This window comes from Thermogemmatispora argillosa, assembly GCF_059696725.1.
Window position 1 is genome coordinate 3305338 of sequence record NZ_AP019377.1, and the last position, 19980, is coordinate 3325317.

18 protein-coding genes are annotated in these 19980 nt (G+C 59.2%); 7 read left to right on the forward strand and 11 right to left on the reverse strand.

Annotated features, from left to right (window positions below):
• The first annotated feature begins 5 nt into the window (after positions 1 to 5).
• The 3 genes from AC6H1L_RS12850 (at position 6) to AC6H1L_RS12860 (ending at position 3461) form a co-directional block, all read left to right on the forward strand.
• A complete protein-coding gene (locus AC6H1L_RS12850) occupies positions 6 to 638 on the forward strand; it encodes a histidine phosphatase family protein (protein WP_497597890.1) in 633 nt (210 codons plus the stop codon).
• A 480-nt stretch (positions 639 to 1118) separates the two neighbouring features.
• The gene (locus AC6H1L_RS12855; protein WP_497597891.1) at positions 1119 to 2657 is read left to right on the forward strand and encodes an MFS transporter; all 1539 of its coding nucleotides are present in this window, start codon (positions 1119 to 1121) and stop codon (positions 2655 to 2657) included.
• 273 nt (positions 2658 to 2930) lie between these two features.
• On the forward strand, positions 2931 to 3461 hold the full coding sequence (locus AC6H1L_RS12860) for a DinB family protein (protein WP_497597892.1): 531 nt from the start codon (positions 2931 to 2933) through the stop codon (positions 3459 to 3461).
• A gap of 66 nt (positions 3462 to 3527) precedes the next feature.
• Here AC6H1L_RS12860 and AC6H1L_RS12865 read toward each other — a convergent pair whose 3' ends face one another.
• The 5 genes from AC6H1L_RS12865 to AC6H1L_RS12885 all read right to left on the reverse strand — a co-directional run bounded on the left by AC6H1L_RS12865 (position 3528) and on the right by AC6H1L_RS12885 (position 8142).
• Positions 3528 to 3806, reverse strand: a complete 279-nt coding sequence (locus AC6H1L_RS12865; RefSeq protein WP_497597893.1) for an Lrp/AsnC family transcriptional regulator — start codon at positions 3804 to 3806, stop codon at positions 3528 to 3530.
• Between the two features lie 332 nt (positions 3807 to 4138).
• Positions 4139 to 5098, reverse strand: a complete 960-nt coding sequence (locus AC6H1L_RS12870) for a ribonucleotide-diphosphate reductase subunit beta (RefSeq protein WP_497597894.1) — start codon at positions 5096 to 5098, stop codon at positions 4139 to 4141.
• Complete coding sequence (locus AC6H1L_RS12875) at positions 5082 to 6719, reverse strand: long-chain-fatty-acid--CoA ligase (RefSeq protein WP_497597895.1); 1638 nt, start codon at positions 6717 to 6719, stop codon at positions 5082 to 5084. The genes AC6H1L_RS12870 and AC6H1L_RS12875 overlap by 17 nt, the downstream gene beginning before the upstream one ends.
• A 40-nt stretch (positions 6720 to 6759) precedes the next feature.
• Complete coding sequence (locus AC6H1L_RS12880) at positions 6760 to 7194, reverse strand: MaoC/PaaZ C-terminal domain-containing protein (protein WP_497597896.1); 435 nt, start codon at positions 7192 to 7194, stop codon at positions 6760 to 6762.
• A 462-nt stretch (positions 7195 to 7656) separates the two neighbouring features.
• Positions 7657 to 8142 carry a hypothetical protein gene (locus tag AC6H1L_RS12885; protein WP_497597897.1) on the reverse strand — a complete coding sequence of 162 codons (486 nt, stop codon included), beginning with the start codon at positions 8140 to 8142 and terminating at the stop codon, positions 7657 to 7659.
• A gap of 421 nt (positions 8143 to 8563) precedes the next feature.
• On the opposite strand from AC6H1L_RS12885, the gene AC6H1L_RS12890 reads away from it, so the two are divergent.
• The 3 genes from AC6H1L_RS12890 (at position 8564) to AC6H1L_RS12900 (ending at position 11864) form a co-directional block, all read left to right on the forward strand.
• On the forward strand, positions 8564 to 9601 hold the full coding sequence (locus AC6H1L_RS12890; RefSeq protein ID WP_497597898.1) for a thiamine pyrophosphate-dependent dehydrogenase E1 component subunit alpha: 1038 nt from the start codon (positions 8564 to 8566) through the stop codon (positions 9599 to 9601).
• Positions 9598 to 10614, forward strand: a complete 1017-nt coding sequence (locus AC6H1L_RS12895) for an alpha-ketoacid dehydrogenase subunit beta (RefSeq protein ID WP_497597899.1) — start codon at positions 9598 to 9600, stop codon at positions 10612 to 10614. The genes AC6H1L_RS12890 and AC6H1L_RS12895 overlap by 4 nt, the downstream gene beginning before the upstream one ends.
• Before the next feature lie 482 nt (positions 10615 to 11096).
• The gene (locus tag AC6H1L_RS12900; RefSeq protein ID WP_497597900.1) at positions 11097 to 11864 is read left to right on the forward strand and encodes a hypothetical protein; all 768 of its coding nucleotides are present in this window, start codon (positions 11097 to 11099) and stop codon (positions 11862 to 11864) included.
• 171 nt (positions 11865 to 12035) lie between these two features.
• Here AC6H1L_RS12900 and ccsB read toward each other — a convergent pair whose 3' ends face one another.
• From ccsB to AC6H1L_RS12920, 4 genes are all read right to left on the reverse strand, one after another.
• Positions 12036 to 13118 carry a c-type cytochrome biogenesis protein CcsB gene (gene ccsB, locus AC6H1L_RS12905; RefSeq protein ID WP_497597901.1) on the reverse strand — a complete coding sequence of 361 codons (1083 nt, stop codon included), beginning with the start codon at positions 13116 to 13118 and terminating at the stop codon, positions 12036 to 12038.
• A 286-nt stretch (positions 13119 to 13404) separates the two neighbouring features.
• Positions 13405 to 13968: a PadR family transcriptional regulator gene (locus tag AC6H1L_RS12910; protein WP_497597902.1), complete on the reverse strand. Its 564-nt coding sequence runs from the start codon at positions 13966 to 13968 to the stop codon at positions 13405 to 13407.
• Between the two features lie 251 nt (positions 13969 to 14219).
• A complete protein-coding gene (locus tag AC6H1L_RS12915) occupies positions 14220 to 14921 on the reverse strand; it encodes a DedA family protein (protein WP_497597903.1) in 702 nt (233 codons plus the stop codon).
• Complete coding sequence (locus AC6H1L_RS12920; protein WP_497597904.1) at positions 14908 to 15753, reverse strand: YjbE family putative metal transport protein; 846 nt, start codon at positions 15751 to 15753, stop codon at positions 14908 to 14910. The genes AC6H1L_RS12915 and AC6H1L_RS12920 overlap by 14 nt, the downstream gene beginning before the upstream one ends.
• 467 nt (positions 15754 to 16220) lie before the next feature.
• Between AC6H1L_RS12920 and AC6H1L_RS12925 the strand changes: the two genes are divergently transcribed.
• Positions 16221 to 17132 (forward strand): glucosaminidase domain-containing protein, encoded by a 912-nt coding sequence (locus tag AC6H1L_RS12925; protein ID WP_497597905.1) that lies wholly within the window; start codon positions 16221 to 16223, stop codon positions 17130 to 17132.
• Positions 17133 to 17347: 215 nt separating this feature from the next.
• Here AC6H1L_RS12925 and murJ read toward each other — a convergent pair whose 3' ends face one another.
• Both murJ and AC6H1L_RS12935 read right to left on the reverse strand, forming a co-directional pair.
• Positions 17348 to 19147, reverse strand: coding sequence for a murein biosynthesis integral membrane protein MurJ (gene murJ, locus AC6H1L_RS12930; RefSeq protein ID WP_497597906.1), 1800 nt, complete (start codon positions 19145 to 19147; stop codon positions 17348 to 17350).
• A 255-nt stretch (positions 19148 to 19402) separates the two neighbouring features.
• Positions 19403 to 19906 (reverse strand): adenylyltransferase/cytidyltransferase family protein, encoded by a 504-nt coding sequence (locus AC6H1L_RS12935; RefSeq protein WP_497601548.1) that lies wholly within the window; start codon positions 19904 to 19906, stop codon positions 19403 to 19405.
• Between the last annotated feature and the right edge of the window lie 74 nt (positions 19907 to 19980).

Consider the following 19980-nt stretch of genomic DNA (forward strand, 5'->3'; position numbering starts at 1 on the left):
TCCTTATGACTCATCTGTATTTGATCCGGCATGCGGAATCTCTGAACGCTGTTCAACATCGCTTCGGTGATCTGGACCTCTCTCCCCGCGGCATCAGGCAGGCCGAACGCCTGCGTGATCGCCTGGCTGCGACAGGGGAAATTGCCGCTGATGTCCTGATTGCCAGTACCTTACGCCGCGCCTATCAGACTGCTGAGATTATTGCGCCAGCTTTGGGCCTCCCGATTATCCCCGACGATGAGGTGCAGGAGATGCGTGAGGGGCAGGCTGCCGGGCTGAGCGAAGAGGAGTTTGTGCAGCGCTTTGGGCGCCCCGATTTTGAGCAGAATCCTTTTCAGCCTGGGGCTCCAGAGGGCGAAAGCTGGCCTGAGTTCATGCTTCGCGTGGGTCGCGCCCTCCAGCGTATTACCCGCGAGTATGCCGGTAAAACGATCGTGGTGGTCTGTCACGGCGGTGTAATCGATGGCTCATTTATTTACTTCTTTGGCCTCAATTCACTCGCTCTCCCATCTGTTCGATTTCAAACTCAAAATACGTCTATTACTCATTGGTATTACGGCGCCTCCTTCCCGGGCGAACGGGCCTACTGGCATCTGCTCTGTTACAACGACGCTTGCCATCTCCGTGACATGGAATAGGCTAGGAGACGGCTGGCTTGCGTGGTCTCATTTCGCTTGCTGAGGTCCGACTGATGCCTGCTTGCCGCAAGACGAGCCTGTCTTGCGGCTTTGGTGCTTGAAGAACAGGAAAGCAGCGGTGACCAGTCTCGGGCGGGTGAGGTACGTGGGCGGCATGGTTAGACGGCTGATCTGTGTTGTAATGAAGTGGAGGGAGAAAAAAGGAGGCAGCAAACCGGTCTGGCAGAGGACTCGCTCCTTTAGCCTGAGAAGGCGGATACGTACTGCTCCGCTAGACGTGGCGGCCTTTGCAGCTCGCAGGCTCTGTTTGGAGCCGGCGACACGGCCGTTGTCCGCAGGGCGAAGAGAGCAGGTCTCAGCGAGGCTTTGTTAACTAGCCTTAAAGCTGGTTTAACAAAGCCATAACATTGACGCGCTATGATTCTGCAAGAACTGGTTTGAGTTGCAAACATGTCCCTAAAGCAAGGAGACCCAGCACATATGCTTGATGGCGGAGAGCCATCCCGGATTGCAGCCGTGGATAGTGCTATTGAAACACGCAGATCTGTCTTACATGCCCTTGATAACAGCAATCTCTCGGGCTTCCACTGGAAAGCGATGATCACCTCAGGCATGGGCTTCTTCACGGATGCCTATGACCTGTTTATTATTGGTGTTGTCCTCGCGATCCTGACGCCCCTGTGGCATCTCGGCAATTTCGAGATCTCCCTCGTTGGCAGCACCTCGCTGATCGCCGCTGCTCTCGGCTCGATGATCTTCGGACGCCTTGCTGACTTTGTGGGGCGACGCTCGATCTACGGCTTCACGCTCTTGGTGCTGGCGGCAGGCGCCCTGGCCTCGGCTCTGGCGCCTAACGTGATCTGGCTGATCATCTTCCGCTTTATTCTCGGTCTGGGGATCGGTGGCGACTATCCTCTGAGCGCAACGCTCATGAGTGAGTACGCCAATCGGCGCGATCGGGGCAAGCTGGTGACGATGGTCTTTGCGATGCAGGGGGTAGGCCTGATTCTCGGCCCTCTGGTGGCTATCGCCCTCCTGCTGGCCGGCCTGGACCACGATTTGACCTGGCGCATTATGCTGGCTCTGGGCGCCGTGCCCGCCCTGGCTACTTTCTATCTGCGCCGCCAAATCGCTGAGACGCCCCGCTTTGCCCTGATGATGCAAGGCGATCTAGAGACCGCTGCGGCGACGATCAGTCAGGTTACAGGCCAGAATGGCCACAATGGCACGCGCCCCGCAATGCAGTCCCGGGCAGCGAGCCGCAGCACTCAGCCCGAGTCAGTCAAGGCGAAGACCTCAAAGCGCTCCTGGCTCCCGTTGCTTTGGCGGCCCCCTTACCTGCTCTGGCTGATTGGTACCGCTGGTGCCTGGTTTCTGCTCGACATCGCCTACTATGGTACGACGATCTCCAGCCCGCTGGTACTCAAAGCCCTCAATGCTCACTCCAGCCTGCTGCTCAACATGGTCTATACGTTGCTGATCTTCCTGGTGGCCGCTTTCCCCGGCTATATCGTGGCGGCGCTGACCATCGATCGCCTGGGTCGCAGGTGGATTCAGTGTGTGGGCTTTGCTATGATGGCTCTGGCCTATGGACTGCTGGCGATTTTCCCGAGCTTGACTCAGCTCACAGGGCCTTTCCTCCTGGTCTACGGTGTGAGCTACTTCTTCACCGAGTTCGGCCCGAATGTGACGACCTTCGTCTACCCGGCGGAGATCTTCCCGGTGATGGTCCGCTCCACGGCGCACGGCATTGCGGCTGCCCTGGGCAAGGTAGGCGCCTTTATCGGAGCTTTGATCTTCCCCTTCCTGCTCAGCAGCTTCCATCTGCCAGGAGTGATGACCTTCACCGCCATGATCTCGGTGGCTGGGCTGGTCCTGACCTTGCTGACGCTGCCTGAACCGAGCGGGCGCTCGCTGGAGGAGATCTCTGGAGAATACAAGCTGGTCGAGCAGGAGACGCTTGCCCCCTCTTCCTTGCTGACCGAGAGCGTTGCTGTCGGTGAGCTGGTTTCGCGCTAGACCGGCGGCGGGCAAGCCAGCGGGCGAGGAGCATAGCGTAAAGATGAGTGACCAAGTCCGGGCAGCCCCCGCCTCCGCCAGGAGGCGAGGGAGCGTTAGCCAGCAACCTGGTAGAGAGCAACGACGGCGTGTACAATAGCTCCTGAGTGTGAGAGCACGCCGTCTTTTCTTTGCCTGCTGCTTGCTGATGGGCTGTAAAAGGCCAGCAGACCAGCCCGCGCTGAGGCGGGGCACCAGGCTGGGCGAGTCTCAGAAAGGGGTCAACCTGTTGCCATGAATATTATCGAGTTCTTCCGACTGGAGCAGCGTCGCTTGCATGAGTGGATGCGCAATAGCGTCAGCGATCTCAGTGTAGAGGAATGGCATTATCAGGGCCCGGGGCAGGTCAACACGATCGCCTTTTTACTTTGGCACTGCGTACGTACGGAAGATAACATTTTGCGCTTTATTTTACAGGGCCGACAGCCAATCTGGAATGAGGAAGATTGGCCTACACGCCTGGGCTTGCCGCCGCGTGTTCAGGGCACTGGCATGAGCACTGAGGAGGCTCGGCAACTGCGTATCGCCGATCCTTCACGGTTTATGGAGTACGCAGCCCGAGTCTGGCGGGAGTTTGAAGACTACCTGGCTGCCGTGCAGGATGGAGGGGCTGAGCTGTCGGCGCGCGTTGTAAAGGTGAAGCCCCTGGGCGAGATGCCGGCTATCCAGGCCATCGGTCAGATTTGTCTCACGCATTGCTTCACCCATCTTGGCGAGATCGCTCACATTCGCGGGGAGCTGGGCAAGCAAGGCATGCCGATCTGACCACACTGTGAGTGAGATATCCGCTGGTATGACCTGGTGGCAGCCCTGTTGAGCTTGTTCCGTTGGCTACTCGACGCCGAGATCCCAGGCCTGCTGCAGATCGGCCCGCGAGTAGCACTGAAAGGCCATCAGGGTGTGTGTGCGTAGAATCGTCGGAATAGCGGTCATCTTCCCCGTCACGACCTCAGCCAAATCCTCATAGCGGGGCAGGCGCAGCAGCGCCACCAGGTCGTAGTCGCCGGTAACCGAATAGACCTCAGCCACGCCGGGGATCTCCAGCAAGCGCTGTGCGGTCTCGTTGATCTGTCCGCGTTCAACGTTCATCAGGACCAGGGCCGTAATCATCTTCTTCGTGACCTCCTTCTTTCTAGCTAGCTCATTGCTGCACCGGGTCTGGCAAGGCCGGCTTGCCTATCGTGTCGTCTTCTCCCGACCGCTGCCCGCGCTGATCCTCTTGGGTTAGCTGGGATAGCCCCAGCGACGGAGCAAACTGGCCGTAGGCGGATGGCTGGCTGGCCAGCACTGTCCAAGACAAGACCAGCATCAAGGCGGACAGACAGGCAAGGGCGTGAGCGCCGCCCCGCGCTCGCTCGCCTCTCAGGCGGCGCCCACGCTGCCGCTAAGGTTGGCTTATTCCTAAAGAAGCCTTCGCCCTCCCTGGGGCTTTCTCTCTTTCCTTACGCCTGAAAGACGGGCGGCGGTGGCACGCTGGGTAGCTCCATACTCAACCCGATACCCTTCAGCTTCTTTCTGAGCGACTCGATGGCATAGCGTGGAGTCTGCCAGGGATCAAGGCGCGCCGCCAGGTACTGCGGAATCTCGCGCTCGGGAGGTGTGAGGCCGGCCAGAGCAGTTGGCAGATACTTCTGAATTGCGGCATGGACAATGCGCGCCCGCTCGTGATCCTGCTGGATCATATCGCGCAGAAACTTGACGCCAAAGAGGACATGGCGCGACTCGTCACGGGCCACGGCAGTGAAACCGGCGCGAAAAGCGGGGAAGAGATTGAATTGACGGTAGGTCTCTAGAATGGCGCGTTGACCAGCCAAAGCCATCGTGCCCTCAACGATGATATGGTAGAGCGTCACCCCCTCGATGAGGTGCTCAAGGTGATCCGGCTCCTGACGGATACGCTCGGCCACTTCCGCCAGGGCCCCGATCAGGATGGCGCGCAGGTGCTCATTCATGTATCCGACAGCCACCTGCAAGGCTCCGTCCAGGCTCTCCTGCTCAACTCCCAGCACCTCGCGGAAGAAGCGGTCGAAAAAGACCGTATGGCGGGCCTCGTCGACAAGCTGCGTAGTCAAGAAGAGCCGCATCTCCTCATCGGGCATGGCGACCACGTAAGGAGCCAGCGTATTGGTCACGCACTCCTCGCCTTTGAAGAAGGCAGAGAGGCCATACATGCGTGCCTGCCGCTCCTCGTTGGGCATGGTCTGCCACTGCTGTCGGTCATAACTGAAATCCAGCTCTTGGGCCTGCCACTGCTGACGCTCCCAGCGATAATACAGCTCGCGATAGCTGGGCAGTTGCACCAGGCCCTGATCGATGATATTAAGGACGGCATCGATCGGCGTGCCCTCTAGCTGGGAGAGCGGCGCGGTCTCTAGCGGGTTCCTTTCAGGACTGTTGGACATAGCGCCTCCTCAGCTCCTTCTTGTCGATCTTGCCCACGAGGTTGCGCGGCAGCGAATCCACAAACTCGATCTCGCTCGGCGTTTTGTAGTTAGCCAGGTACTCGCGGCAGAAAGCCTTGAGTGTCTCTGCGTCAACCGGCTCGCGTGTAACGACAAAAGCCTTGACTTCCTCACCCATCCGCTCGGAAGGGATACCAATCACGGCGGACTCGACGACGGCAGGATGGCGATTGAGCACTTCCTCTACATCGCGCGGATAGATATTAAAGCCGCCGCGGATGATCAGGTCCTTCTTGCGTTCCACCACGTAGATGTAGCCGTCCTCATCCATACGCCCCATGTCACCGGTATGGAGCCAGCCATTGCGCATGGCCTCCGCGGTCTCCTCGGGCAGGTTGTAGTACTGCTGCATGATGTTGGGGCCCCGGGCGATAATCTCACCTACCTCGCCTACCGGGACGTCCTGGTCGTTCTCGTCAACAATGCGGATTTCGACGCCCGGCAGCGGCTTGCCGACCGAGCCCGGCTTACGCGGCATCTCGCGATTATGGCCTGTGAGAGCAGCCGTGGCCTCCGAGAGGCCGTAGCCTTCGAGAATGCGGCAGCCGAACTTCTTTTCGAAGGCCTCCAGAACTGCTACCGGTAAGGGAGCCGAGCCACTGACGCAGTACTGCAGGCTGCTGGTGTCGTACTTGTCAGCATCTGGACTGTGCAGCAGGGCAACGAACATGGCGGGCACACCGGCGAAGCCGGAAACACGGTAGCGTTCGATGGCCGAGAAGACGGCAGTAGTGTCGAAACGAGGCAGCATCACGATACGGGCGCCGTTGAGATAGGCCACGTTGGAGGCCACGAGGCCATAGGCATGGGCCAGAGGCAGAATAGCGAGGTGCGTTTCGCCCTGGCTTTCGGCGGCCTGGGGGTCCTCATCGCCGCCGACGCCGCGTCCGCTGACCGCGTTGGCCACAAGATTGCGATGGGAAAGCATGACGCCCTTGGGGCGGCCTGTCGTGCCCGAAGTATAGAGAATGACAGCAGTGTCATCGGGCGTCAGTTGGACACCGGGTAAGTCGCTCAGGTAGTAATCAGCGTAATCGGCGCCGCGAGCGAGGACATCCTGATAAGCGTGAAGTTGCAGGTTGGCCCCGGCTGGAAGCCCTTCCACGCTTGCCGGATCACCGACGTAGATGATCTGTTCTAGCGTAGGCACCTGGGCCAGGGTAGCCCCATGTAATGGGAGCAGCAGCGGACTGGTGATCAACAGGCGAGCTCCCGAGTTCTGCGCAATGTAGTGTACCTCGGGTGGCTTCAGGAGAGGAAGAACAGGGATGACTATGGCGCCAGCTCGCGCAATCGCCTGGTAAGAGATAATGACCTCGGGACAGTTCGGGATCATGACCATCACGCGGTCACCAGCTTGAATGCCAAGCGCGCGTAAGCCAGCGGCCAGTTGCACGGCCTCGCGAGCGATGTCGACATTAGTATAGCGGCGGGGCTCAGCTAGCTGGGGGTCTTCATAGACCAAGGCCTCATAGGTGCCGAAGCGCTGGCAGTTGTAGATCGCCAGGTCGTACTGAAGCCGCAGGTCGGCAATGTCCCTGATGTTCTTGGCTTCGACCATGCGCAAACCTCCTTGTTAGTCGACCGGTGCAGTCACTCACTTAGGCTGGCGGCAAAGAGACTACAGCCTCGCCGCTCGTTACTCGCTCGCCACGTTGGTTCTCAGCCCAACATTCGATAGTGACTAGCTCACGCCCATCAGGCTCGCGGCTGCGCGCCGTGACCAGACCACGGCAGGTCAAGACATCGCCCGGACGCACCATGCTGGCAAAGCGAACCTTGAGGCGGGTGAGCAAAGCATCGGGGTAAGCGGCAATCTGCTGCTCGATAAATTGGCCGAGGAAGGCCATGCTGAGCATACCGTGGGCGATAACCCCATCTAGCCCAACACGGCGCGCCGCTTCGTCATCTAGATGAATGGGGTTGTAATCGCCGGAAGCCTCGGCATAGCGGTGGAGCTGTTCGCGGGTAATCGGTGGCTTCACCAGTGGGGGAAGTTCGGCTCCGATGGCTGCTTCGACAATGCTGCTACTCATAGCCTGCCTTTCATTGCTCTGAGGAGAGTGGACCCACGCCGTCCCACCAGGTTGATCCTCTCCGATCGCCCTGGTATTGGCTGAGGAGCACACACTCACTGACTCTCTCACCGACTGACGCGCTTACACAAGCGCACAGACACGCAAGCACATACGTACATGCGTACGCCCGTGCTCGCAAGTTGACTGCCAAGCAGGGCGGCAGCGGCAGCAACCGCTCTCGCTAAAGACTGTAACATGATGGGGCCGCTTAGGGCAAGGGGCCAGGGGAAGGGCATCGTAGCCTCCTATCTGACCAGCGCTGGCAGCGCGAGATGGCTTGATACGCTGTTATGACCGACAGCGTATCACTCGCTCAATCTCGTCTGAGCACTCTGATTCAGTAACTCTCTTGTCAACAAGCGCACGAGCGGTAGCGGAGAAGGAAAACAGGAAATGGGCCGGGTGGAGAGGAGGCAGGGCTTAGTCAGGGAGAAGCTGATTGCGCCACTCACTCGGCGGTTCCTCGATCACTGCCGGCTGCCAGCCGGGTTCCCCGTAAAGAATGTCTCCTTTCCAGTCTGGATTCTTGCGACAGAAGTGGTAGCGAACGCGCCAGCGCTGGTTCAGCCGCTGCTTCTCGTGATAGGCCGTTTCGACTCCCAGGTGAAAGCTGAGCAGGCGTGCATAGTAGGGCTGCAGACGGTACTCCAGATCATCGGTGTCAAGATCATGCTCTGTGAAAGCGAACTGCAGAGTGAAGACATAGGGATAGCTGAGTACCTCCGGCGCTCGCTCTTCTTCATCAAGGTAATGGATGAGAATGAGCATGCCCAGCATTTCAAATTGATAATAGAGCACGTCGCGGCTTCGCTGTCGCTTGAAGGGAGGCAGGGAGAGCAGCGTACCTATCTCGCTGGCGAGTTGATGCAAGGGTTTCTCTGTTTTGATGAAGACCTGGAAAGACATACGGGTACTCCTTACAGGGGCGGAGATCCGAGGACAGTTGCGCCATCTGGGTGACAACCTGAGTGATTAATTGTGCCGTGTGCCTCATCTTACTGCTCATGAGAAGGCCTGTCAATGTTTAGCAGGTCAGCTCTTTCTTTACCTTGACAGCTTCACCAGGCATCGAGTAGAGTTGAAGCAGGCAAACAGCCAGACAAAGCTGAGCCGGAGTCAGCTCGCTCGCGAGGAGCGGGGAAGAGAAGAGGAGGGGAGGGAAAGGAGGGCGAGCGTCTAACTGAGATGTGGCTCTCTCCCCTGCGCCAAAGTGGTCCTGCCAGACAAGCTATCCTCGGGCCTTTTTCCTCCGCAGCCGGGAGCGGCGCGGCAAATGTCGCGTAGTTGTGTACACGTAGCGCCTCCCCTTCAACCGAAGGAGGTGACCATGATCAAGCCTGAACCCAGCCCGCAGGACCTCCAGTATCTTGTTGCGCAAGCTGGGCTTGATGCGGACCAGTTACGTCGGGCCTATCGACAGCTCTTTCTCATTCGTTCCTTTGAGAACCTCATTGCTGACCGCTATTACCTTGGCAAAGCACCCGAGTTCAATATGGCTGCGGGGCCGATTCGGGGTGAGATGCACCTTGCTGTTGGGCAGGAAGCGGTAGCCGTTGGGGTCTGCTCCTTACTTGAGGAGGGCGATGTGGTCGTAAGTACCCATCGGCCTCATCACCACGCCCTGGCCAAGGGGGTTGAGCCAAAGAGGTTGGCGGCTGAAATCTTCGGCAAAGCAGACGGTCTCTGCCGTGGCAAGGGGGGTCACATGCACCTCTTCGACACGGCCAGACGCTTCGCCTGCAGCGGCATTGTGGGAGCTTCCTTTCCCCAGGCGGCGGGGGCGGCCTTTGCTTTCCGCCAGCTCGGTCAGCGCCATGTGGCTGTCGCCTTTGCCGGTGAGGGTGCGGCCAATCATGGAACATTTGCCGAAACCTTGAATGTGGCCAGCCTCTTCCAATTGCCCTTGCTGATCGTGATTGAAGACAATCTCTACGCGGACTCAACCCCGAAATGGGCCGCCCTCGCCACAACCCATCACTTTCAGCGCGCCCAGAGTTTCAATGTCCCCTCGTATGTCGTCGATGGAATGGACGTCATCGATGTCTTCCGCGCAGCAAAAGCAGCCATTGAGCGAGCGCGCCAAGGCATGGGGCCAACTCTCATTGAGGCGCTCTGTTATCGCTACCGCGGCCATTTTGAAGGCGATGCTGAGGAGTACCGAAGGCGCGAAGAGGTTGAGCGCTGGCGAACCCTCGATCCCATTCCGCGCCTGGGTGAACGGCTCAAAATGCTGGGTTGGGCCGATGATGCGACGCTGGAGCGGCTGCGAGAAGAGGCCCAGCGCGAAGCGGAAGCGGCCATTCAGTTTGCAGAGAACAGTCCATTGCCAGAGCCGAAAGAGGCTCTCATGGGGGTCTTCCGATGAGAAAGCTTAGAGGGCTGGCCTTTGCCATCGCCGAGGCCATTGATCAAGAAATGGCTCACAATGAGCGCCTGGTGGTCCTGGGAGAGGATGTCACCTATTGGGGGGCTGTCTTTGGCTTTACAATGGGCCTCTTCCCGAAGTATGGCCGGGCGCGGGTGGTCGATACGCCAATCACAGAGCAGACCTTTATGGGCATGGCGGTCGGCGCGGCCTCGGTCGGTCTGCACCCGGTGGTCTCTCTGATGTTTGTTGATTTCTGCGGGGCCGGCTTCGATCAGATGTTTAACCACATGGCCAAGAACCACTACATGTCTGGGGGACAGGTGCCGATGCCCGTGACGGTGATCACTGCTGTCGGGGGCGGCTACGGCGATGCAGCCCAGCATTCGCAGGTACTCTATGGTCTCTTCGCTCACTTGCCGGGCTTCAAAATCGTGGTGCCTGCCACGGCCTACGATGCCAAGGGCCTGACGCTACGGGCACTTGAAGATCCGAACCCGGTGATCATCTTTGGCCACAAGCTACTGACGGGCCTACCTTTCCTACCCTTCGAAGGCGAAGAGGAGGAGGTCCCCGAGGAGCGCTACACGGTCGACTTCGGGCAGGCCGCCATTCGTCGGCCAGGGCAGGACCTGACCATCATCGCGGCTGGCCTGATGGTTGCTCGCAGTCTGAAGGCCGCCGAACGCCTGGCCCAGGAGGGCATCTCGGCAGAGGTCATTGACCTGCGCACGCTTGTGCCTCTCGATGAGACCACGCTAATCGCCTCGGCCCGCAAGACTGGCCGGGTCCTGATCGTCGACGAGGATTATATGAGCTATGGATTAACGGGTGAAGTTGCCTTTCGCATTCAGGCCAGCGCCTTCAGCTCTCTGAAAGCGCCGATCCAGCGGCTGGCTGTGCCCGATGTGCCGATCCCCTTCTCGGAACCATTGGAGAACGCTGTCATTCCCAGCGTCCAGCGCATCTATGAGGCTGCTCGCAGCCTTGTCGGGGCAAAGGCGACGGCCTGACTGAAAGGGCGAAGATGTGAGGAGCGAGCCTTTCCTATTGCTCGCTCCTCCCCTCCCATGCTGAAACAGGGGTAGGACCGGACTGACCGGCCCTACCCTGTGTTTTTGGACAGGGAAACTTGCAGCCCTCGGCTCCCCTTGCTATACTGGGCAAAGGCTGACCGCCAGACTCTGCCGGCAGAGAGACGGCAAGAGAGCAGCAAGAAGAGGACAGAGCAAGTCGAGTCGAGCCCAGTCAAGTCAAAGGCGGACAGTTCTCCTCTCGTGCTGACAGTGAGGGGGCCTCACGCTGCCTGGAGCCTGGCTGGACTGGCTTATGAACTCTTCCACTACGATGTCAGCTATGGCTCGCTTTCACCGCTCACGGCGAGCTCTCCGGCCTCTTTGGGTGAAAGGAGACAGCAACGGCGCTGCGGAACATGAGCAGGCGAGCCGGCCTTTTGAATGTGACGCGAAGCAAACTTTAAGGGCAACGGAATCATATGGCTGCGAGACGCAAGCCCGGCTTGCCAGCCCTTCCACCTGTGCAAGCCGGTCCCATTCTGCACGCCACACCGCTGGTGGAGCGCTGGTTTTGGCACTACTGGCAGCGCTTAGGACTGCCAGAGAGTGAGCTAGCGCTCTTGGCGCTAACCCAGGATCGTCGTGAGTACCAGCGCTGGACAGGGAAGCGGCTGAACTTTATGGTACTCGGCTGCTATTGCTACCTCCAATTCACGGGGAAGGTCAGCTCTTCAGTAGCCGACCGGGCTAGTGGCAAGCCTGGTCAGCCAGAGGGCCGGCGCGCCAGTGCAATGCTACCTCTGCCCGGCTTTAGCGAGGGGCCGCTGTCTCGTCCGGTTGCCGTGACCAGCGAGCCGCCGCGTCATCGGCACTGCATTTTCATTGAGCCGGATATGCAGCCACGTTCCATTGAGGTCACGGTCGCTCACGAGCTGATTCACCTCGCCGACCGCGTGCGCGGCACCCCACGGCGCCATCGCCATCATGGCTATGATTCCATTGCCGCCGACGAGGCCGCAATCACCGGCTATGATCTGGAAGAGCTAAGACGGCTGCTCCATGAAGAAAGCGCCCGCCGTGAACAGCTTCGACGGGCGCGAGCGCCTCTGCGCTATATTTATGTTTGCCCCAACTGCGGCAAGGAATACCCGCGCGCACGCCGCTACAGCCGTCCCGTCTCGTGTAGTCTCTGCGACAAGGCCTATAATCCGCGCTATCGGCTGCTGCTCGCGCGCGAGCTTCTCTGAAGAGCCTGCCGGGCGAAGCTCAGCAGTGAAACAGCGCTCAGCTGAGCGCGACTGGCGCGAGATCGGAGCGAGTGGGTGGCAGGGCTGGGGAATGGCAGCCAACCCAGCGACACCTTACCCAGCGCACTCCATGCCGTGGCCGTGCTGCGCCAAGCGCGCCGTGACCTGTTGCTATTTCGCGTAGCTATGCAGGCTGGGCACCAGGAAGCTCACACCGTAGTAGGTGAAGAGCGTGGCGGCGAAGCCAATGACCAGCAGCCAGCCAATGCGCTTGCCGCGCCAGCCGCGGATGCCGCGCGCGTGCAGGTAGACGGCGTAGATCAGCCACGTGATCAGGGCCGACGTTTCCTTGGGGTCCCAGCTCCAGAAATGGCCCCAGGCGTAGTTAGCCCAGTAGGCGCCCAGGATCAAATTGAGTGCCAATAAGGGGAAGCCGATGATCACCGCCTTGTAGCCCAGCTCGTCAGCGGCCTCCGCAGAGGGGAGCCAGGCGATGCGCTGACCACTGCCGCCCTGAAGCAAGATAATCACGCCGGTCCCGAAGGCCACGCTAAAGAGGGCGTAGGCGAAGATGGCCATCGAGACATGCAATGTCAGAATGGGCTGATCCTGCAGAGCCGGAATCAGTTGCGACGAGCCAGTGATCAGGTTATAGGTCGTGCCAACGTAAATGGCAATGGCCAGCGTCACGACCGAGAGCAAACAAACATAAAGGCCCCAGGCGCGCACACGCTCATGGAAGCGGGCCTCGAAAATGAGATAGCAGAGCAGCAGGGCCGCCGTAAAGCTGACGCTGAACTCAAAAAGGTTGCTCCAGGGAGCATGGCCCGTCACGACGGTGCGCAGCACTTGCGAGAGGACCAGCGTCAGCGTCGCGAACCAACCAACTGTCGTGCCAATGCGCCCGATGGCGATCAAACTGCGGTTCAGCGGGATCGGCTTTTCGCCGTCGGGCTGCTCATGAAGAATGACCTCATCGCGTACCAGCGTAGCGACACTGCTTTCACCATCTACTGCGGCGACAGCGGCAGCCTGCCTGGAGCCGTGAGCTGACCGTTGGCCTTTGTTCCGCTGACGCTGCGCCTGGCTCATCACCTGCTTCGCCAGGCGCGCCGTGCCGATCGTATACCAGAGATAGGCCGCTGTCATAACGCCGATCATACAAAGGCCAGTAGTGAAAAGATACTTGGACAGCGTCGCCAGCCCCTGCAAGGCTGCCGTCTCGCTACTGGCCGTCACCATAAAGAGCTGCATTGCTAACCTCATTGATCATGTCATATCAGGACTGCCGGGCTGATTCAATTCATCTCGCTTTCCACATCTTTCGCGCATCAAAGGCGCGGAAGAAAGAGAGGTCAACGGAAGGTTGAGATCTGGTTATTAGAGATAGTAGCATAGCTGAGGAGGGGCGTCAAATGAAAGAAGGTGGCACAGGCAGCGAGGAGACGGGGCCTCAGATCGCGCTCCGCTCTCCCTGGCGTGCCAGCAGCAAGCGTGAAATGGGACTGGCTGGCCACAACTGCCGACAGCTTGCTCGTCCTTATGAAGATGTACCTACAAGGCTGCAATCGTGCTGCAGCTCTTGGAGCCAGGCAATGAGGGCGCGTGTTTGGTGAATGCGGCTGCGGAGCACGACGCGATCGAAAAACGTCAGATCCTGGGCCGGAGCGCGTTGCTCTTGCCCCCGTTGCAGCTCTTCAAGATGGCGTAGAAAGGCCTGACAAGCGGCAATCTGACGCTCGATCAGAGCGGGCATCTCTTCCGGTAGGACATGCCGAATAAAATACAGCTTCAGCAGAAAAAGGATGCGAATATCGCGCGGGCGCTCGACTGGTTCCGTCAACCAATGCCGGAAATAATCCCTGCCAGCGGAGGTGAGATGAAAGACCTTGCGTGGGGGACGCGAGCCTTGCGGCTCCAGCTCCGCCGCAATATAGTTGAGCCGCTCCAGCTTCTTAAGGAAGGCATACATCTGGCTCATTTCCAGATGGACAATCTGGCCCAGGGTACCGCCCTGGAAGTGCTGGAACATCTCATAGCCATGCATGGGGCGCGCCTCCAGCAGCCCCAGAATGGCATATTCGGCCGGCTCGCTGACGTGCATACCACCGCTCCTCTCGTGCAACGGCCCCGCTCCTGGCTGGCTGGTGCGGTCTGTCTGTGCTCTCATTATAGTCTACTTGGAGAGACGCAGCAAGCTATCGCTCCTGAAAAGGGCGGCCTAGCCAGCGCGAGGCTGCCACAGGGAGGGGCCCCTCCGGAGAGCGCCAGAGGTCTACAGACAGCAAGAGAGGCAAGCAGAGCGCCTTGCGGCGCTGGTATGGTGGGACGAACCTCAATAGACCTGGTTGCTGATCAAGGCAGACGAGTTGCGGTTTCGACCGGAGAGCGTGAGACTACCCGTCTCTTCCCGCGGCCCTGCCGGTTACGCTGGCTCAGACGCTGGAAGAAGAGCCAGGCCATACCAATCCCTGCCAATAGTAAGAGAGCAGCCCAACCACTGCCCTGAAGCCAGCGGCTCAACAGAGCGTACTCGCTCCCCAGCAAGTAGCCGAGGCCGCAGTAGAGCAAGCTCCACAAGCCGGCGGCCAGCAGCTCCCACAGCAAAAAGCGTCGGTAGCGCATGGCCAGCATGCCGGCGCTCATAGCAGTCAAAGAGCGCATATGACCAACCAGGTGGGAGAGCAAGATCGCCTTGCCGCCATGCCGCTGAAGCCAGCGCCTGGCCAGCCGCAGGCGAGCAGCCAGGCGCCAGCGCCGATCAAGCGAGCCGGGAAGACGGCGAAACAAAGCTCTGGCCAACAACCAGCGTCCTAGCAGATAGTCGCAGTGATAGCCGAGCACGGTGCCTAGCCAGACACAGAAGAACACCCCCACGATATCAAGCTGACCAGTGCGAGCCAGAAAGGCTGCCAGCAGAGCCAGCGAGCCACCCGGCAGCAGCAAACCCAGCAGAGCAGTATTTTCACTCAAGGCTCCCAAGAGCGCGGCGGCATAGCCATACTGCTCATAGAACTCCCCTAAGCGGGTCAGCGCCTTCTCACTAAGATCGTTCATTGGTTCCTCTCTGGGGCAACGCCTGATCTCGGGAGGCCCCTGTTACAGTAGGCTGCGATCCTGCCTGTGTTGCAGATGGAGAAGAATGAGTAGGAGACGTTGAAGGAGAGCGACGGGAGCGCAGGCGCAGCACGATATCGACGGCCAGCACCAGACCAAGGCAGACGGCGTAGATGGCGTACTCGCTCCACCAGACCTGCTTCAAGAAAGGCCCAAGGCGCAGGTCGCCCAAGATCATGTGTCCTGCCGTCCAGCCCAAAACCAGCGCCGCCAAATCAAGCAACCAGGGAAGGCGTCCAATCAGCTCCGCGACCAAAGCGCTTCCGAAGAGCAGGATGAGCAGACTCAACAGAATACCTGCCGTCAGCAAGAGCAGATTGCCGTGAGCCAGGGCCCCAACAGCAATCACATTATCCAGGCTCATCGTAGCATCTGCGATAATAATCGTAAGCAGGGCCTGCCACAGGGAATGTGTACCTTCTCCCGCGGTCGCGCCGGCCTGAGCCTGCTGAGCTTGTGCGGAGCCATGAGCACTGCCTGACCTTGCCTCCGCGGCTGAATGATTGATCCGCTCCACCAGCAAATGAATCGCGATGTAAAGAAGCACTGCTCCCCCCACCGCCTGCAGAAGTGGCACTGTCAGTAGCAGAGTCGCGGCAATCGCAAAAAGGATGCGCAGGACCACCGCGCCACCGCCTCCCACCAGAATAGCCAGCCAGCGCTCTCGTCGTGGCAAGCGGGCCGCCGCCGCGCCAATGACCAGAGCGTTATCGCCACTGAGCACCAGGTCGATCAGAACAATACCGCCAATAGAACCGAGTAATTCCAGCACCGTTTCCCTCTTTCCTCTCCTCCTGTACAAATGTGCTCCCTCGCGCTCTCTCCCTTCCATCCACCGTACCCTGAGCCAGCCTCGGCAGGCGCCTGCCTCTGACTTCCTGATCTCTTGCAGGCAGGCTCGTGCAAGCTCAGGCAGCAATGCTTTTGCTGCTGCGATGCGAGGTTCCTAGTGGAAGTACGGTGGAGGCGCGTCTCTAGTTATCAGCAATCCTACTGACAGCGACGGCCAGGGCACATGTTACCTGAAAGTAGTGACTCTCATCCCGTGTAATCGAGGGCCTCAACTGGCATTTTTAGCCTGTCTATGGTATGCTCTCTAATGCCAGGACCAGTACAAATAGATGTCAACCCATCACTGCAAAGCATGCAGTCACGCCTTGCATCCATGCGGAATGCTGTGTTACAATAACCGCATCTTCGCATTGCAAGACACGAACAAAAGTTCTAAGAGGCCTGTGCATGGCGAACGGGAGCAGCTACGGACGCAATAGCCGATCAGAAGAACAACCGCTCTTATTTGAGCCGCCGCGGCGCAGGGCGACGCGCATCCTGCCCTCGGACGGTGGGGGAGTCACGGAGCCACCGTATAGGCGGGGACGTGTACCGACACCGGTGACCACCATTGAATTACCCGAGAGCCGCCCTGTTCCGGCTCCCGGGCTGCTACGAGCGCACGGGCATTGGCTTGGGCCCTTTTTACTCTGCCTCTCCACTGTTGTGCTTGGCCTACTGGTCATGCTGAGCGCCATCCTGTATGAAAGGAGCGCTCATCTCAATCTTGTCACGGTACCTGGTCAGGTCTATCCCGTGCAGATTGGCGGTTCCTTCGACGCCTTCAACACCTGGGAGACCAGCACCGGGCCACTGCCTCCCAAGCAAAGCATTCCCTCTCATCCGGGTCCATACTCGGTTCTGGGGAAGCCAACGATCACCGCCGACTTTATTAATAAAGTGCTGGCTGCCTACCATTCGCCTGCCGCTGGCAAGGGCAAGGCCCTCTACGATTATGGAGTGCAGTATGGCATTGACCCCGTCTACGCGCTGGCCTTCTTTATGCATGAAAGTACCTTTGGCACCCAGGGAGTAGCGCGCGAGACCAAATCGCTCGGCAATATCCGCTGCATTCCCACTCGCCCCTGTACCAGCCCTGACGGCCACGGCTTCGCCATCATGTATAGCTGGGAGGATGGTTTCCTCCAGTGGTACAAGCTGATCCGCAATCTCTATGTCGCCCAGTGGGGACTTGTGACCGTTGAACAGATCATTCCGAAGTATGCCCCGGCTGCCGATCACAACGACGAGAAGGCCTATATTCGGGCCGTTGAGCATGCCGTCGATACCTGGCGCGCGGGCAGCATCTATGTGACCTGAAGCCTGCCGACGCTACTGGTTCTGGCGCATTGACTGGCTGAGTTGCGGAGAAGGCTCTTTCCCCGAGGTGGAAACCGAGAAAACCGAGCGATTGGGAAAACTGGCGAGCCTGCTCGGTCTGGGGGCATTCCTCTGCCATAGGCACTGTGACTGGCCGCCAGGGCGACAGAGCTGAGCAAGGCTCGCCAGTTAGGTAAGGAGGAGGAGAGGGGATCTTATTTCCTCCCCAGTTTGGCCATCACAGCATTGGTGAGCAGGTGGATCTCCTCAACCCGCAGCGCCAGAATGCAGGCAAAATAGACTGCGACAGCCAGCCCACCAGTGACGGCTACCGTCAAGAAGGCGCCTAACGTCGTCGCCGGCGAAAAGAGCGGCAAATGCCCTAATCCCATCTGCAGTAGCCAGGCGGTAATGCTCATAATGGTGGCGGCCAGCAAGATTTTCCCCAAGGCTGGCAAGGTCTTGCGCAGGCGTAGAGAGCCATGCTGTACCCGCCAGATCAGGAGCAGAATCAGCGCATGCGAGGAATTCTGCACCGTATTGGCAAAGGCCAGGGCGGGCATGCCGATGGTGCTGTATCCCGGCAAAGCAACGGCCAGGTAACCCAGAATCGTAATGAAGCCCACGGCAACCGGTACAACGGTGTTTTTGCGAGCAAAGAAAGCAGCCATCAGTAGCTGATCAACCGCCACAAAAGGGAGCTGGTAAGCGTAATTTTGCAGGGCTGTCGCTGCCAGAATAGTATCGTGCTGGGTATAGCGACCGTGGCGATAGATGAGATCGCAGATCGGTTGACGTAGGATAATTAGCCCCAGCGCCGCCGGGATCATGACCAGCAAACCCAGGCGGATACCAGCCATCAGCGTCTCTTTAAATTGCTCCTCCTCACCTGCATTGGCCTGAACCGAAAGCAGGGGCAGAATCGAAAAGGCCAGAGCGGAGGCCACCAGCCCAACTGGAAACTGGAGCAGGCGAGTAGCATTTTGCAAAGCAGTGACATTGGCTGCCCCATCGCCTGGTGTCAGCGAGGCCAGATGCAAATCAAAGTTAGCCAGCAGGACATTGAGGACAAAATAGCTGACGGCCACCGGGGCGTACAGTTTCAGAATACGCGGGATGCCCGGATGGCGCAAATGAAAAGTGAAAAGGTAGCCCAGCTTCTGGCGCCGGATGCCTGGTAAAAGCAAGAGGATCTCACCCGCCGCTCCCAGCAGGACGCCGCAGGCGATGCCATACTGGCCAAAGTGCTGCTCGCCCACCAGTGCGCCAACGATGACGCCGATGATGATCCCTATGTGAAAAGCAGCGGTCGCGAAGGCGGGCCAACCAAACTCGCGCAAGGTATACAGAGCGGCTAAAAGCACTGAAAATGGCCCAAGACCAACTAGAGAGAAGAAGATGATCTGCGAGTAATGCAGCGTCAGCGTTCGCTCGGCCCCCGTATAACCCTGGGCGATAAAGTTGACGAAGAAAGGCGCGAGCAGCGCGTAGCCCGTGGCGATCAGCAGCATAAGGAGTGTAACCACATTCACCAGGGTAAAGACGAGCTGACGAAACTCCTGGCGCTTCTCGGGGGCAACATAATCGCTGAAGGTGGGGATCAGCGCCTTATCGACCGCCCCATTAATGACGAAATCATAAAACGTTTGCATGGAGACGCTAGCAGCCAAAAATGGCCCGGCGATACTTTTGCCCAGGGCCGCAATAACGATCTGGCGCACCATGCCCATGATGCTGCTGCCCAGGTTGCCAAGCATGACCAGCGAGGCCCCGCGAGCAACCTGGCCGTGAGGGCTGGGCGAGACGCTTGCCGCAGGCGCGGGCCCGACACCAGTCTCGTTCTGCTGCTCTACCAGCTCTGCCGCGACCGGTAGCGGTAGCTCTCCTTCTGCTGCTGGCGTGCCTGGTGTACCAACGGTGATCAGCGGCACTGGACCTGAAGAGTGACCCTGCGCCTGTGGTTCCTCTGCTTCTGCTTCTACATGATTCGAATGCTGTGCTTCATAATCTGCCATAGGCTGGATCGATCCTATCTCCGTGCGATTTACAACTTGAGCCCTGGCTACCTGGCAGGCCGCAACACAGCCGGCTGGTGAGTCAAGGCTAGCGTTCCGCTACTGACTACGTAGCATCCCTTGAGCCAGGCCTCTGGTCTGCCCAAGAAAGGCGGCCCTCTCAAGGTGGGCCAGCCGGCCAGGGAACGCGCGCAAAGAAAGCAGGCATAATAGAATAAAAATAATAGAACAAGCAAGATTTGATAGAAAAAGTGGTCATGGCAGGCGCTTAATAGCCATGATCAGCTCGGTTGTCGAATGGTGTGCCAGATATGGGATCAGGCGGACGCTGCCGCCATAGGTCTGGACTACCGTGGCTTCTGGCAGGCGCGTGACATCAGGCTTGCCCTGGCCCTGATTGCCTGTTGCCGAGGAGGCCGCGTAATCGCCTCCTTTCACGTAGATCGCTGGACGCAAGAGTGCCACCAGCTCGCAGGCCGTTAGCTCGTCAAAAATGGTCACATAGTCGACGCAGGCTAGAGCAGCCACAATCTCGGCCCGCTCCTCCTGGGGGACCACAGGGCGCCCTGGTCCTTTGAGAGTGCGCACGCTCTTATCGCTGTTGAGCGCGACGATCAGGAAATCGCCCAGAGCGCGGGCCTCCTGAAGATAGCGCACATGGCCGAGATGGAGCAGGTCAAAGCAGCCGTTAGTAAAGACAGCCCGCTCTCCAGACTGCTGACGTCGCTGCACCAGCGCGGCCAACTGCTCGCGCTGCATGATCTTCGCCTGAGCGGCTGCTGTCGCGGGCGCTTCGGCACCATAGGAGGCAGATGCGGCTCCTGCTGAGGAGC

Bases quoted from the DNA above. Each gene is read 5' to 3' on its own strand.
- AC6H1L_RS12860 (WP_497597892.1), top strand. From the start codon at position 2,931: ATGAATATTATCGAGTTCTTCCGACTGGAGCAGCGTCGCTTGCATGAG.
- AC6H1L_RS12870 (WP_497597894.1), bottom strand. From the start codon at position 5,098: ATGTCCAACAGTCCTGAAAGGAACCCGCTAGAGACCGCGCCGCTCTCC.
- AC6H1L_RS12925 (WP_497597905.1), top strand. From the start codon at position 16,221: ATGGCGAACGGGAGCAGCTACGGACGCAATAGCCGATCAGAAGAACAA.
- AC6H1L_RS12885 (WP_497597897.1), bottom strand. From the start codon at position 8,142: ATGTCTTTCCAGGTCTTCATCAAAACAGAGAAACCCTTGCATCAACTC.
- AC6H1L_RS12865 (WP_497597893.1), bottom strand. From the start codon at position 3,806: ATGATTACGGCCCTGGTCCTGATGAACGTTGAACGCGGACAGATCAAC.
- AC6H1L_RS12935 (WP_497601548.1), bottom strand. From the start codon at position 19,906: ATGCAGCGCGAGCAGTTGGCCGCGCTGGTGCAGCGACGTCAGCAGTCT.
- AC6H1L_RS12900 (WP_497597900.1), top strand. From the start codon at position 11,097: ATGGCTGCGAGACGCAAGCCCGGCTTGCCAGCCCTTCCACCTGTGCAA.
- AC6H1L_RS12855 (WP_497597891.1), top strand. From the start codon at position 1,119: ATGCTTGATGGCGGAGAGCCATCCCGGATTGCAGCCGTGGATAGTGCT.
- AC6H1L_RS12875 (WP_497597895.1), bottom strand. From the start codon at position 6,719: ATGGTCGAAGCCAAGAACATCAGGGACATTGCCGACCTGCGGCTTCAG.
- AC6H1L_RS12890 (WP_497597898.1), top strand. From the start codon at position 8,564: ATGATCAAGCCTGAACCCAGCCCGCAGGACCTCCAGTATCTTGTTGCG.
- AC6H1L_RS12910 (WP_497597902.1), bottom strand. From the start codon at position 13,968: ATGCACGTCAGCGAGCCGGCCGAATATGCCATTCTGGGGCTGCTGGAG.
- murJ (WP_497597906.1), bottom strand. From the start codon at position 19,147: ATGGCAGATTATGAAGCACAGCATTCGAATCATGTAGAAGCAGAAGCA.
- ccsB (WP_497597901.1), bottom strand. From the start codon at position 13,118: ATGCAGCTCTTTATGGTGACGGCCAGTAGCGAGACGGCAGCCTTGCAG.
- AC6H1L_RS12880 (WP_497597896.1), bottom strand. From the start codon at position 7,194: ATGAGTAGCAGCATTGTCGAAGCAGCCATCGGAGCCGAACTTCCCCCA.
- AC6H1L_RS12895 (WP_497597899.1), top strand. From the start codon at position 9,598: ATGAGAAAGCTTAGAGGGCTGGCCTTTGCCATCGCCGAGGCCATTGAT.
- AC6H1L_RS12915 (WP_497597903.1), bottom strand. From the start codon at position 14,921: ATGAACGATCTTAGTGAGAAGGCGCTGACCCGCTTAGGGGAGTTCTAT.
- AC6H1L_RS12850 (WP_497597890.1), top strand. From the start codon at position 6: ATGACTCATCTGTATTTGATCCGGCATGCGGAATCTCTGAACGCTGTT.